This window comes from Pseudomonas sp. P65(2024), assembly GCF_057480955.1.
Window position 1 is genome coordinate 479300 of record NZ_JBLIYX010000002.1, and the last position, 13628, is coordinate 492927.

General features: G+C 64.8%; 14 protein-coding genes. 2 read left to right on the plus strand and 12 right to left on the minus strand.

The features are described 5' to 3' along the window. The first annotated feature begins 28 nt into the window (after positions 1–28). The gene (locus tag AC25MA_RS04935) at positions 29–2392 is read left to right on the plus strand and encodes a penicillin acylase family protein (protein WP_486971828.1); all 2364 of its coding nucleotides are present in this window, start codon (positions 29–31) and stop codon (positions 2390–2392) included. A 47-nt stretch (positions 2393–2439) separates the two neighbouring features. Then, complete coding sequence (locus AC25MA_RS04940; RefSeq protein WP_028688518.1) at positions 2440–3258, plus strand: alpha/beta fold hydrolase; 819 nt, start codon at positions 2440–2442, stop codon at positions 3256–3258. 37 nt (positions 3259–3295) lie between these two features. Here the strand turns inward: AC25MA_RS04940 and AC25MA_RS04945 are convergent, their stop codons facing one another. From AC25MA_RS04945 to cysW, 12 genes are all read right to left on the minus strand, one after another. Further along, a complete protein-coding gene (locus tag AC25MA_RS04945) occupies positions 3296–4168 on the minus strand; it encodes a transporter substrate-binding domain-containing protein (protein ID WP_028688519.1) in 873 nt (290 codons plus the stop codon). Continuing rightward, positions 4165–4938, minus strand: coding sequence for an amino acid ABC transporter ATP-binding protein (locus tag AC25MA_RS04950; protein ID WP_028688520.1), 774 nt, complete (start codon positions 4936–4938; stop codon positions 4165–4167). Before AC25MA_RS04950 ends, AC25MA_RS04945 begins: the two co-directional genes overlap by 4 nt. Beyond that, positions 4935–5594 carry an amino acid ABC transporter permease gene (locus AC25MA_RS04955; RefSeq protein WP_028688521.1) on the minus strand — a complete coding sequence of 220 codons (660 nt, stop codon included), beginning with the start codon at positions 5592–5594 and terminating at the stop codon, positions 4935–4937. The genes AC25MA_RS04950 and AC25MA_RS04955 overlap by 4 nt, the downstream gene beginning before the upstream one ends. Beyond that, positions 5575–6240 carry an amino acid ABC transporter permease gene (locus AC25MA_RS04960; protein WP_069015892.1) on the minus strand — a complete coding sequence of 222 codons (666 nt, stop codon included), beginning with the start codon at positions 6238–6240 and terminating at the stop codon, positions 5575–5577. The genes AC25MA_RS04955 and AC25MA_RS04960 overlap by 20 nt, the downstream gene beginning before the upstream one ends. A gap of 468 nt (positions 6241–6708) precedes the next feature. Beyond that, positions 6709–7494, minus strand: coding sequence for a MetQ/NlpA family ABC transporter substrate-binding protein (locus AC25MA_RS04965; RefSeq protein WP_028688523.1), 786 nt, complete (start codon positions 7492–7494; stop codon positions 6709–6711). A gap of 181 nt (positions 7495–7675) precedes the next feature. Further along, a complete protein-coding gene (locus AC25MA_RS04970; protein ID WP_197866803.1) occupies positions 7676–8623 on the minus strand; it encodes a sigma 54-interacting transcriptional regulator in 948 nt (315 codons plus the stop codon). 62 nt (positions 8624–8685) lie between these two features. Further along, complete coding sequence (locus tag AC25MA_RS04975; protein ID WP_028688525.1) at positions 8686–9267, minus strand: alpha/beta hydrolase; 582 nt, start codon at positions 9265–9267, stop codon at positions 8686–8688. A 243-nt stretch (positions 9268–9510) separates the two neighbouring features. Further along, the gene (locus tag AC25MA_RS04980; RefSeq protein ID WP_028688526.1) at positions 9511–9912 is read right to left on the minus strand and encodes an ExbD/TolR family protein; all 402 of its coding nucleotides are present in this window, start codon (positions 9910–9912) and stop codon (positions 9511–9513) included. A gap of 1 nt (position 9913) precedes the next feature. Beyond that, complete coding sequence (locus AC25MA_RS04985) at positions 9914–10636, minus strand: MotA/TolQ/ExbB proton channel family protein (protein WP_028688527.1); 723 nt, start codon at positions 10634–10636, stop codon at positions 9914–9916. A gap of 30 nt (positions 10637–10666) precedes the next feature. Then, positions 10667–11464 carry an energy transducer TonB gene (locus AC25MA_RS04990; RefSeq protein ID WP_088852197.1) on the minus strand — a complete coding sequence of 266 codons (798 nt, stop codon included), beginning with the start codon at positions 11462–11464 and terminating at the stop codon, positions 10667–10669. Between the two features lie 298 nt (positions 11465–11762). After that, positions 11763–12752: a sulfate/molybdate ABC transporter ATP-binding protein gene (locus tag AC25MA_RS04995; RefSeq protein ID WP_062359846.1), complete on the minus strand. Its 990-nt coding sequence runs from the start codon at positions 12750–12752 to the stop codon at positions 11763–11765. A gap of 3 nt (positions 12753–12755) precedes the next feature. Beyond that, positions 12756–13628: a sulfate ABC transporter permease subunit CysW gene (gene cysW, locus AC25MA_RS05000; RefSeq protein ID WP_062359848.1), complete on the minus strand. Its 873-nt coding sequence runs from the start codon at positions 13626–13628 to the stop codon at positions 12756–12758.

Consider the following 13628-nt stretch of genomic DNA (forward strand, 5'->3'; position numbering starts at 1 on the left):
TTCTCGTTCGAGTGCACAAGGAGTCTCGATGAAGCGCAGCCTGACCTTGCTGGCGGTGGTGATCGCAGTGGCCGCCGCAGGCACCGGTTACTGGTACGTGCGCGGCAAGCAGCCGCAACGTGACGGCGAAGTAGCCGTCGGCGGATTGCAGGGGCCGGTCAGCGTGCGCTTCGATGCCCGCGGCGTGCCGCACCTGCAGGCGCAGAACGAGCAGGACCTGTACCGTGCCCTGGGCTACGTGCACGCCCAGGACCGTCTGTTCCAGATGGAGATCATGCGCCGCCTGGCCCGTGGCGAGCTGGCCGAGGTGCTGGGCGACAAGCTGCTGCCCACCGACACCCTGTTCCGCAGCCTGCGCATCCGCGACCAGGCGGCCTTGATGGCGCAGCGCCAGGACCGCCAGTCGCCGGCCTGGCAGGCGCTGCAGGCTTACCTGGACGGCATCAACCAGTGGCAGGCCGGCCATCCCAAACCCATGGAGTTCGACCTGCTCGGCATCCCGCCACGCCCCTTCACCGCCGAGGACACCCTGAGCATCGCCGGTTACCTCGCCTACAGCTTCGCCGCGGCATTCCGTACCGACCCCGCGCTGACCTACATCCGCGACCAGCTCGGCCCCGAATACCTGAAGATTTTCGACCTCGACTGGCAGCCCGACGGCGCCGTGGCCACCCCTCTGGCCGCCGCCGACTGGCGCAGCCTGGAGCAGCTGGCGCGGCTGAGTCACGATGCCCTGGGCGATGCCGGCATCCCGCAGTTCGAAGGCAGCAACGCCTGGGCCGTGGCTGGCAGCCGCACCCGCAGTGGCCGGCCGCTGCTGGCGGGCGACCCGCACATCAGCTTCGCCGTGCCGGCAATCTGGTACGAGGCGGAGCTGTCGGCGCCGGGGTTCAACCTGTATGGCTACTTCCAGGCGCTCAACCCGTTCGCCCTGCTCGGCCACAACCGCGACTTCGGCTGGAGCCTGACCATGTTCCAGAACGACGACGTTGACCTGATCGCGGAGCGGACCAATCCGCAGGACCCCGAGCAGGTGATGGTCGATGGCCGCTGGCAGCCACTGGAAAAGATCGAACAGAAGATCGCGGTCAAGGGCGCGGAACCTGCCAGCATCACCCTGCGCCGCTCGCCCCATGGCCCGATCGTCAACAGCGTGCTCGGCGATACCGCAGGCCCGACGCCCATCGCCATGTGGTGGGCGTTCCTGGAAACAGAGAACCCGATACTCGAGGGCTTCTACCAGATCAACCGCGCCGACACCCTGGGCAAGATGCGCGAGGCGGCCGCCAAGGTTCAGGCGCCGGGGCTGAACCTGTTATGGGCCAATGCCCAGGGCGATATCGGCTGGTGGGCGGCGGCGCGCCTGCCGATCCGCCCGGACGGCGTCAACCCGGCGTTCATTCTCGATGGTGCCAGCGGGCAGGCTGCCAAGCCGGGCTTCTACCCGTTCAGCGCCAATCCGCAGCAGGAGAACCCGGCGAGCGGCTACATCGTCTCGGCCAACTACCAGCCGCCCGGCGCAATCCCCGTGCCCGGCTACTACAACCTGGCTGACCGCGGTCGTCAGCTCGATCGCCAGTTGAGCGACCCGGACATCAAGTGGGACACCCAGAACAGCCAGGCCCTGCAACTGGACACCAGCACCGACTACGGCCCGCGTACCCTGGCGCCGCTGCTCGGCACCTTGCGCAACGTCGCCCAGGGCGACGAGGAGAAGGAGCTGGTCGAGCAACTGGCCGCCTGGCGCGGCGATTATCCGCTGGACTCCACCACTGCCACGCTGTTCAACCAGTTCCTCTACGAACTGGCGTTCGCCGCCCTGCACGACGAGCTGGGCGACACCTGGTTCCCGGTGCTGATCAGCACCCGCGCCATCGACGCCGCCCTGCCCCGCCTGGCCGCGGACCCGGCATCGCCCTGGTGGAACCTGCGCGGCGCCAGCGAACGCACCGACCGTGGCGCCATCGTGCGCCTGGCCTGGCAACGCAGCCTCAAGCACCTGCGCGAGACATTCGGCAAGGATCCGGCCAGCTGGCAATGGGGCAAGGCCCACACCCTCACCCACAACCATCCACTGGGGGTGAAGAAGCCGCTCAACCTGCTGTTCAATGTCGGCCCGTTCGCCGCGCCCGGCACCCACGAGGTGCCGAACAACCTGTCGGCGAAGATCGGCCCGGCGCCCTGGCCGGTGACCTATGGTCCTTCAACCCGCCGGTTGATCGACTTCGCCGACGCAGGCGCCGCGCTGACCATCAACCCCGTCGGGCAGAGTGGCGTGCCGTTCGACTGGCATTACGGCGATCAGGCCGAGGACTATATCGAGGGGCGCTATCACAAGGCGCGGATGGGAGTGATTCCGGCGCAGAGCACGTTGCGGCTGGTGCCCAGATAGAAACCGGGGCCACACAGCGGCCCTCTCGCAATCCATGAGGTCACGCAATGCACAAACGCTTCATCGAGATAGACGGAGCACGCATGAGCTATGTCGACCAGGGCCAGGGCTTCCCAGTGCTGCTGGGACACAGCTACCTGTGGTCGTCCGCCATGTGGCAACCGCAGATCGACGCCCTGTCACGGCACTTCCGGGTCATCGTGCCTGAGCTGTGGGGGCACGGCGATTCCGCCGCTCCGCCCGCCAGTACCGTCGACATGGCTGCCCTGGCTCGACAGCACCTGGCATTGCTCGATGCCCTGGATATCCAGAAGTGCCACCTGGTCGGGCTGTCGGTTGGCGGCATGTGGGGCGCGCAGCTGGCCGTTGACCACCCTGAACGCGTCGACCGCCTGGTGCTGATGGACACCTACCTGGGCGCCGAGCCCGAGCCGACGCGGCTGAAGTATTTCGGTTTGCTGGATGCGGCAAGCAAAGCGGGAGCCTTCATAGACCCGTTGCTGGACGTTGTGGTGCCGATCTTCTTCCATGCCGGTGGCCAGACGGTGCCCGAGGTGCGCGAATGCTTCCGTGCGGACCTCAAGGCAAGCAGCGCCGAAACCATCCGGGACAGCCTCGATCCGATGGGCCGGGTGATCTTCGGCCGGCCAGACCTGCTGGCGCGACTGGGTGAGCTGCCAGGAGAGCGAACCATCGTGCTCTGTGGCGACCAGGACATTCCAAGGCCACCAACGGAGTCCGCCGAGATGGCGCAGCTGATTGGATGCTTGGCGGCACAGATTCCATTCGCCGGGCATATTTCCAGCCTGGAGAATCCGCAGGTGGTGAATGATTTCCTGTTGAACTGGTTGCCGCGAAATCGCTGAGACCGGAGGGGGCCGCTGTGCGGCCCCGTTCAGGTAATCAACCCTGCCACTTGCCGCCCTCGACGATCACGCTCTCAGGCTTGGTGTCATCGCTCAGTTCCTTGCGCACGTACTGGTCGTACAGCTTGAGCAGGAACTTCTCCTCGCCCAGCTTGGCCAGCTCGCTGTTCACCCAGTCACGCAACTCGGTGTTGCCCTTCTTCACCGCCGGCGCAATCGGCGCCTCGTCGCCCAGCAGCTGCGGCAGCACGCGATAGCCCGGGTTCTGCTTGGCCCAGCTGAACAGGATCAGGTTGTCCTGGGCATAGGCATCGCCACGGCCATTGGCCAGGGCAGCCAGCGACTCGGTGTTCTTCTCGAACTTCAGCAGCTTCCAGTCCGGGTGATTCTTGGTCAGCCAGATATCGGCGGTGGTGCCGGTGGTGACGATGATGGTCTTGTCGGCCAGGTCGTCGAGTTTCTGCACCGGGCTGCCATCGGCGACGATGGCCTGCACCGCCACGCGCAGGTTGGGGTTGGTGAAGTCCACCGCTTCCTTGCGCTCGGGGGTGACGGTCATGTTGGCGAGGATCAGGTCGACCTTGTCGCTCTGCAGGAACGGAATGCGGCTGGCGGGCTCGACGGCGACGAACTCGACCTTGCTTTCATCGCCCAGCAGGTCCTTGGCGAAGCGACGGCCGATGTCGGTGTCGAAGCCCACGTATCGGCCGCTTTCATCGACGAAGCCGAACGGTGGCTTGTCGGTGAACACGCCGACGATCAGCTTGTCGCGGGCCTTGATGGTTTCCAGGTAGCTGGAGGCCGGCGAGGCAGCAGCAGGCTTGGCCGGGTCTTCGGACTTGTTGCAGCCGGCCAGCAGGGCCAGGCCAAGCAGTGGAGCGAGCAGTTTGGCGAACGGGGCAGTCTTCATGACAGTTCCTTGTGCAGTGTCTTGGGCAGGCTTTCGACGAACGAGAATTTCTCCAGGAACTGCTGCGCGCGTGCGGTCTGCGGTTGGGTGAAGAAGCGCTCGGGGTGGTTCTGTTCAAGGATCCTGCCGGCCTCCATGAACACGATGCGGTCGGCCACCGCGCGAGCGAAGGCCATTTCGTGGGTGACGATGAGCAGGGTCATGCCTTCGCGGGCCAGGCCCTGGATCACCTGCAGCACCTCCTTGACCATCTCCGGGTCGAGGGCGGCGGTGACCTCGTCGAACAGCATCACCTGGGGGTTCATGCACAGCGAACGGACGATGGCGATGCGTTGCTGCTGGCCACCGGAGAGCTGGCGGGGGAAGGCGTCGCGCTTGTCCAGCAGCCCGACCCGGGCCAGCAGCGCCTCGGCCTGGGCCTGGGCCTCGCGGCGTTCGCGCTTCTGCACCTTCAGCGGGCCCAGCAGCAGGTTGTCGAGCACGCTCATGTGACCGAACAGGTGGTAGCTCTGGAACACCATGCCGACCCGCTGGCGTACCTGGCGCCAGTCGGTGTCGGGGCCGAGCAGCTCTTGGCCGTCTAGCCGCAGGCTGCCGCCCTGGGCCTCCTCCAGCCCGTTGAGGCAACGCAGCAGGGTGCTCTTGCCGCAGCCGCTGGGGCCAAGGATCACCACCACCTCGCCGGCCGGGACCTTGAGGTCGATGTCCGCGAGCACCTGGTGCTCGCCGAAGAACTTGTTGAAGCCTTGGAATTCGATCAATGGATTCATGCATGGGCCCAGCGCCGCTCCAGCACGCGGGAGGCGGCCGACAGCGGGTAGCAGACAAGAAAGAAGAACAGGAACAGCGCGCCGTAGATCAGCACCGACTCGTAGGTGCGTTCGATGATCTGCTGCCCCGCCTTGATCACTTCGACCACGCCGATCAGCACCGCCAGCGAGCTGGTCTTGATGATCCGCGTGTAGAGGTTGATGATCGGCGGGGTCATGCGCTTGAGCGCCTGGGGCAGCAGCACGTAGCCATACAGCTGCCAGCCGCTCAGGCCGATCGACAACCCCGCCTCGCGCTGCCCGCGTGGCAGCGACTGCAAGGCGCCGCGCACCACCTCGCCGACCTCGCTGGCGCCCCACAGGCCCAGCACCAGCACCGCGCACCAGAAACTGGGAATGCTCAGGCCGAAGAAGATCGGCAAGCCGAAGAACACCAGGTACAGCCAGACCAGCACTGGAATCGCCCTGAACAGTTCCAGGTACACCTGCAGCAGGATGTTCAGCCAGCGCTTGCCGAGGGTCGCCAGTACGCCGTAGAGCACACCGCCGAGGGTGGCGAACAGAATGCCCAGGGCCGAGATCGCCAGGGTCTGCCCGGCGCCCGTGGCCAGTTGCGGCAGCGAAACCAGCAGCAGCTCAATGCCCGAACTGGCCATGTTGCAGCCTCCGTTCCAGGTAGCGCAGCAGCAGCGACAGCGGCAGGAAGATCAGCACGCAGAGCAGGGTCAGCACGGCGAGCATTTCGTAGGTCTTGTAGTACAGGGCGATGTAGTTCTTGGTGGTGTAGAGGATCTCCGGCACCGCCACCGCCGACACCACGGTGGTCTCCTTGAGCAGGAACACGAAGTTGGCGAACAGTGCCGGCAGGCTGAGGATGCCAGCCTGGGGCAGGATCACATGGCGCAGCAGCTGGCCCTCGGAGAGCCCGATGGAGCGCCCGGACTCCAGTTGCGCCCGCGGCACGGCTTCTACCCCGGCGCGCAGCACCTCGGTGAGATAGGCGCCGCCCATGAACGTCAGGGTGATGATCGCGGCGGCGAAGCCGGACACCTTCAGCCCCAGGCTCGGCAAGGCGAAGTAGACGAAGAACAGCTGGATCAGCAGCGGTGTGTTGCGGGCCAGTTCCACGTAGCCCTTGACCAGGCGCCACAGGTACGGCGTGCGCAACACCAGGAGCGTCGCGTTGAGCAGCGCCACCAGCATCGAGGTGACGATGGCGATCGCCCCGACTTGCAGGGTCACGCCAACGGCCTTGAAGAAGGCCGGCAGTGTGCTAAGCATGAAAGCGGTGTCGAAGCTCATGGAAAGGGCCTCGACACGGGGTCACGAAGGTACGGCATGGGGCAGGTCCAGGGTCGGCACGAGGGTGGCTCGGCGTCGTTTCACGAATGGTGGCGCTGTGCCGGTAAGCACGATCCCTAGACTCTAAAGGTATAAAAATATTTTTATAAATACCTTTATTGCATATCTATATCACCGCCCCATGGCGCTCAGAAATTTCCTTCATCCCACACGGATCTTTCCGAGCATTTTCCCCTCCAAGGGGTTTCAAACTGTGACTTGCACGGCCCATCACATTCAACAAGGAAGACAACGATGAACAGCCCCTGCTTGCCTGCTTCGAATGAACAATTGCTGTGGCTCCTGGCCCTGCGCCGGGCGCTGGCCAGTCAGCGCTGAAACGCCACGGCGAGCTGGCCCCTCTCCAAGCCAGCCCAAACAAAAACGCCGACGCAAAATGCGTCGGCGTTTTTCGTACCAGGTCGCGTATCAGAACGCCGGCAGTACGGCACCGCTGTATTTCTTCTCGATGAACGCCTTTACTTCCGGGCTGGTCAGCGCCTTGGCCAGCTTCTGGATGGCCTCGCTGTCCTTGTTGTCCGGACGGGCGACCAGGAAGTTAACGTAAGGCGAGTCGCTGCCTTCGATCACCAGCGCATCCTTGGCCGGATTCAGGCCGGCTTCCAGCGCGTAGTTGGTGTTGATCATGTCCAGGTCGACCTGGTCGAGCACACGCGGCAGCATGGCCGACTCGAGCTCCTTGAACTTCAGCTTCTTCGGGTTCTCGGCGATGTCTTTCGGGGTGGCCAAGGCGTTCTTCGGATCCTTCAGGGTGATCAGGCCAGCTTTCTGCAGCAGCAGCAGGGCGCGGCCGCTGTTGCTGCCTTCGTTGGGAATGGCGACGGTGGCGCCGTCCTTCAGCTCACTCAGGCTCTTGACCTTCTTCGAATAGCCACCGAACGGCTCGACGTGCACGCCGATCACGGTTTCCAAGTGGGTGCCCTTGCCTTCGTTGAAGTTCTTCAGGTACGGCAGGGTCTGGAAGTAGTTGGCGTCCAGGCGCTTCTGGTCGACCTGCACGTTGGGCTGGACGTAGTCGGTGAAGACCTTGATTTCCAGGTCCACGCCCTCTTTGGCCAGGGTCGGCTTGATCAGTTCGAGGATTTCGGCATGCGGCACAGGCGTGGCGGCGACCACCAGTTTCTCGGCGGCATTGGCCAGGCCAGCAAACGAAAGGGCGGCGGCCAGGGCGGTGGTCAGCAGGGTCTTTTTCATGGTGATCCTTGTTCTAAAGCTGGGCCATCGCAGATGGCGAGTCGGGTGCCCATCCGTTCGGGTGGGCGTGCAACGGACAATACCGAGATTTTTTATTCCGTAACAATATCTTTTGATTAGCTGCTTATTCCAAAAACAAATCACCATCACCGCCTTTGCTTATGAGCGGCCACGCACTGCTCTACGGCGCGGCTTCGCTCAATTGCGCCAAGGCGTTGTTCAGCAACCCGCGCAGTTCGGCCACGGTTTGCGGCTCCCGACTGGCACCCAGTTGCGCGAGCTGACGGGCCAGACTGGCCAAGGGTGCGGTATCCGGAAGGTCGAGGTGCGCCGGGAGGATTTCCTCGCCGTCGCTGACCAGCAAGGCAAAGTGGATGATGTTCTCCAGCTCACGGGTATTGCCCGGCCAGGCATGGGCCTCCAGCGCCTGCTGGGCCGCCTCGCTGATCAGGGGCAGCGGCCGATCCAGGCGCACGCTGTAGATACCGACGAAATACTCGGCCAGCGGCAGGATGTCGCCGACCCGATCGCGCAATGCCGGCAGCTCGAGTTCACCCTCATGCAGGTAATGGTAAAGCCGTTCGTTGAAGCGCCCGGCGCGCACGGCCTGGGCCAGGTCGATGCTGGAAGCGGCCACCAGCCGCACATCGACCGCCTGCGGCTGGGTGGCGCCGACCCGGGTCACCTCGCGGTTCTCCAGGGCCGCCAGCAGCTTGCCCTGGATCGCCAGGGGCAGGTCGGCAATCTCGTCCAGGTACAGCGTTCCGCCATTGGCCGAGCCGAACCAGCCGGCTCGACTGCTGGCGGTGCCGCCCTGGGTCGCGGCACTGTAGCCGAACAGCTCGGCATCGGCGTAGGTCGGGCTGATGGCCGCGCAGTTGACCGACACGAACAACCCGCTGCGGTCACTGGCGCGGTGGATTTGCCGGGCCAGCAATTCCTTGCCGGTGCCGGTCTCGCCACGGATCAGCACGGGCAAGGGTTGTGGCGCCAGCCGCTCCAGGGCCTGGCGCAACGCCTGGGAGCGAGGATCGACGAACACCAGCGCCTTGGCGCGAATGCTCAACGGGCTCTTGTCCAATTCGGGGAAGGTCAGCAACGGCTGACCGAAAGCAGTGTGAAACGTCATGGAATACTCCCGCCCCGGTCGCACGCGACCGGGGATTCGACTCGTTCGAAAAAACCGGCGGATCAGGCGCGGCGCAGCGCGCGCTGATCGACACGGGCCTGCAGGCGGTAGAGGTAGGCGAAGCCCTGTTCCCAGCGTTCATGGCCGGACTTGACGTTGATGTGCCCGGCATCAGCCAGCAGCCCAGCCTCGGCACTCCAGGCCTGGGCCAGGTACAACGCGCGCGGCACACTCACCGCCGGGTCGTTGTCGGAGCTGACCACCTGGCTGGGGAACGGCAGGGCCTGCAGTGGAATCGGCGCGAAATTGCGCAGGGCCGGCGCGCAGGTCGGCCGCTCGACATCCGCCGGCGCCACCAGCAGTGCGCCACGTACTCGGCACAGCAGCTCGGGGCTGGCCTGGGCTGCCCAATGGGCGACCGTGATGCAGCCCAGGCTGTGGGCGATGAGAATCACCGGCGAGCGTTCGGCGGCAATCGCCTGCTCCAGGGCCTGCACCCAATCGCGCCGCTGCGGGGTCAGCCAGTCGTGCTGCTCGACCCGGGCGCTGTTGGGCAGGCTGCGCTGCCAGTGACTTTGCCAATGGTTGTCTGGCGATCCTTGCCAGCCCGGCACAATCAGGTAACGAATCGACTCATTGCGCATGGGGACGCCTCCGGAAGTTTGCGTGCTTGGGTGCAAGTATAGGGAGGGGGCTATGTTCGTAAAGGAATAAGAAGCTATTTATTAATAACCAAAATTCTTTTAAAGCAACTGTCTTGCACAGTGTTAAGCCCTGCGCCTACAGGGATCGCGAAAGGCTTCAAATCCGCGTTTCCAATAAAAAAAGGGCCATCCCCTGCCAAGGAAAATGGCCCCGAAGCACTTGCCTGAAGAGGGTATCGTCGGTCAGCGCGCGGTGATCACCGCCAGCTTGCTGATCCCGGCACGCTCGATCGCCGCCATCGCGCGGGCGACCTCGCCGTAGTTCACACCATCGTCGGCCTGCAACTGCACACGCAGCTCGGCGTCCTTGTCCTTGGCAGCCTTTAGGTTGGTCTCCAGCAAGTCCGGCTGGATCTCGTCCTTGTTGATGAACAGCTTGCCGCTGCCGTCGATGCTCACCACCAGCGGGTCCTTCTGCTCCACCGGGGCGACGGCCTCGGTCTTGGGCAGGTTGATCGGGATGGCATTGGTCAGCAACGGCGCGGTGACGATGAACACCACCAGCAGCACCAGCATGACGTCCACCAGCGGCGTGACGTTGATTTCACTCAACACTTCATCGCTGTCCTGGGTCGAGAAGGCCATGTCAGGAGGCCTCCTTCACAGGTTGGGTGAAGCCGGTGTGCTGGCGCTGCACCGCGGGGTGCACCAGCACGCGGAAGGCACTCTTCTGCGCCAGGCTGTAGAAGTCGTGGGCGAAGTCGTCGAGGTCGGCCGCGGTCAGCTTCAGGCGACGGAGGAAGTAGTTGTAGACCAGCACCGCCGGCACCGCGACGGCGATACCCACGCCGGTGGCGACCAGCGCCGCGCCGATCGGGCCGGCCACGGTTTCCAGGCTCGCCGAGCCCGCCGCGCTGATGCCCTTGAGGGCTTCCATGATGCCCCACACGGTGCCGAACAGGCCGATGAACGGCGAGGTGCTGCCGATACTGGCGACCACCGCCAGGCCGGTCTCCAGCGAACGGCGCTCGCGGACGATCTGCTGGCGCAGGGCGCGCTCCAGGCGATCCTGGTGGTTGATCGCCTGGCTGAGGTCACTGGCCTGGCCAGGCTCGCCAACCGCGATCGCTGCAAAGCCCGCCTGGGCGACACGGGCGGCCGGACCTGGCAGGTCGTGGGCGGGCTCGGCGGCGGAGTCGAGGCTGGACGCGGCCCAGAACTGCTGGTGGAAGCGTTTGTCCTGGTTTTTCAGGCGCACGAACTGCACGACCTTGACCAGGGCCAGCGCCCAGGTGGCGACGGAGAAGCCGACCAGCAGCCAGATGACCGCGCTTTCAACGGATTCGAGGGGAGATGCCAACAAGCTCATGATGAAGTCCTTCCTGTATGCGGTCGCAAGTTAACGAAGCTTGAAATCGATCGGTACGCTGACCCAGCCCACCTGGGTCACGTCGCCCTGCTTGGCCGGGACGAAGCTCCAGCGCTTCACCGCGGCCAGCGCGGCGGCGTCCAGGGCGTCGCGGCCACTGCTCTTCTGGATCTGGATCTGCCCCGGCTTGCCACTGGGCAGCACCTCCACGCGCAGCAGCACCGTGCCTTCCCAGCCACGGCGCTGGGCCATCTGCGGATACTCCGGCGCCGGGTTCTTCAGGTACGCGGCGTTGGCCGAGGCAGGGGTCACCGGAGCCGGCGCGGGTGGAGCAGGGGCCGGCGCCGGGGGTGCTGGCGCGGCGACCGGTGTCGGCGGTGGCGCCTCGACTGGCTTGGGCTGCGGCTTGGCCACGGGCTTGGGCACCGGCTTGGGTTTGGGGACCGGCTTGGGCACGGGCTTGGCGGCCAGTTCGTCGACCACCGGTGGCGGTGGCGGCGGCTGGACCACAGGGGCCGGCGGCGGCGGCTCGGCCACCGGTGGCGCTGGCGCGGCGAACTCGATGGTCATGGGCGGAATCTTCGGCGGGATGACCGGCAGCTCGGGGGTCGGCTGGTGGCTGACCCAGTACGCCACCACGCCATGCAGCACCAGCACCAGCAGGCCCAACGCCAGCTTGTCGCGACGCTTCAAGCCGCTGACCGGCGTGCGTTGCAGGCGCAGTTGCGCGAGCGGCAAGCGCAGGGTGCGGCCAAGCTCGACGAGCTCCCCTGGCGCGGGGCGCCAAGGCTGGTCGTAGGCCCGGGCGGAGGTCTGGACATTACCCATTGCTTGAGGCTCCTGGGGTGTTGATTCAGGTGTGTGGCTGAATCATCAGTGCCAGATGCTTAGTTCATAAAGTAATGTTTAAACGTAAAGTTAGATATTTATGGAATATTTATTTTGATGGATTGCCCACAGCCCGCGTCGTTCTTGGCCTGCAGCAAAACAGCTCGCGAACGATGCTTTATCGGCATTCAAAATATTCGTTCAAGGCATCGGTTCGCTGCGAGGGCTTCGCCCTCGATCACGCTCAGGCAATAAAAAACCCGGGACCATGCCCGGGTTTTTCATCGCAAGCGCCAGCTCAGATATCCGTCACCTTCTGCCACACCTTCGGCCGGAAGAACAACGTTTCCCCCCGCGCCAGCCCGGCCAGGCTGTCGTGATCCTTGACCACCTCGGCTTCGATCAGCTCGCTCTGCCCTTCCACCTTCAGCGTCACTCGCGTGGTTGCACCCAGCGGCCGGATATCGCGCACCTCGGCGGCATGGTGCCCCTCGGTCTCATGCCGAGACAGCGACACTTCGTGCGGCCGGAACAGCACATGATGGCCCTCGCTCAATGCCAGACGGTTGGAGTCGCCAAGGAAGTGGTAGACGAAGTCGTTGGCCGGCTTCTCGTACACCTCGCCGGGCGAGCCGATCTGTTCGATCACGCCCTTGTTCATCACCACGATGCGGTCGGCGACTTCCATCGCTTCTTCCTGGTCGTGGGTAACGAACACCGAGGTCAGGTTGATGTCCTCGTGCAGGCGCGCCAGCCAACGGCGCAGCTCCTTGCGCACCTTGGCATCCAGCGCCCCGAACGGCTCGTCGAGCAGCAGCACCTTGGGCTCCACCGCCAAGGCGCGGGCCAGGGCGATACGCTGGCGCTGACCACCGGACAGCTGCTCGGGGTAGCGGTCGGACAGCCAGTCGAGCTGGACCATGTTCAGCAACTCATGGACCTTCTCGGCAATCTTGCTCTCGCTCGGGCGCTCGCCCTTGGGCTTCATGCGCAGGCCGAAGGCGACGTTGTCGAACACGCTCATGTGGCGGAACAGTGCGTAGTGCTGGAACACGAAACCGACGTTGCGATCACGCACGTCGTGGCCGGACACGTCCTCGCCATGGAACACGATGCTGCCGTTATCCGGCGTCTCGAGGCCGGCGATGATGCGCAGCAGGGTGGTCTTGCCGCAGCCGGACGGGCCCAGCAGCGCCACCAGCTCGCCGCTGTGGATATCCAGGTTGATGTTGTCCAGGGCCTGGAAGCTGTTGAAGCGCTTGCTGACGTTACGAACTTCGATCGACATGAATCATTCCTCCGCGGCGCTGTGGCGCAGGCGGTTAATACGGTTCTCGCTCCACTGCTTGAGCAGCAGGATGAAGAGCGCCAGGATCAGCAGCAGGCTGGCCACGCTGAAGGCCGCGACATGGTTGTACTCGTTGTAGAGGATCTCCACGTGCAGCGGCAAGGTGTTGGTGACGCCGCGGATATGGCCGGACACCACCGACACTGCGCCGAACTCGCCCATGGCCCGGGCGGTGCACAGCACCACGCCGTAGATCAGGCCCCACTTGATGTTCGGCAGCGTGACATGCCAGAACATCTGCCAGCCGTTGGCACCGAGCAGGCGCGCGGCCTCCTCTTCCTGGGTGCCCTGCTCCTGCATCAGCGGGATCAGCTCGCGGGCCACGAATGGTACGGTGACGAAGATGGTCGCCAGGACGATGCCCGGCAGGGCGAAGACGATCTGGATATCGTGGTCCTGCAGCCACGGCCCGAACAGGCCTTGGGCGCCGAACATCAGCACGTAGACCAGGCCGGCGATCACCGGCGACACCGAGAACGGCAGGTCGATCAAGGTGACCAGCACGCTCTTGCCACGGAAGGTGTACTTGCTCACGCACCAGGCAGCGGACACCCCGAACACCAGGTTCAGTGGTACCGAGATGGCCACCGCCAGCAGCGTGAGCTTGAGGGCGGACAGCGCGTCGGGCTCGAAGATCGCTTCGAAGAACGTGCCGAAGCCGTTCTTCAGCGCCTGCGACACCACGATCACCAGCGGCAGCGCCAGGAACAGCGCGAAGACGATCCAGGCCAGGGTGATCAGCACGCGGCGCGAAGTGGCGCTGCCACGCCGGGCGGCGTTGGCGGCGGCGGTTGCGCCGAGGGTTTGACTAGACAT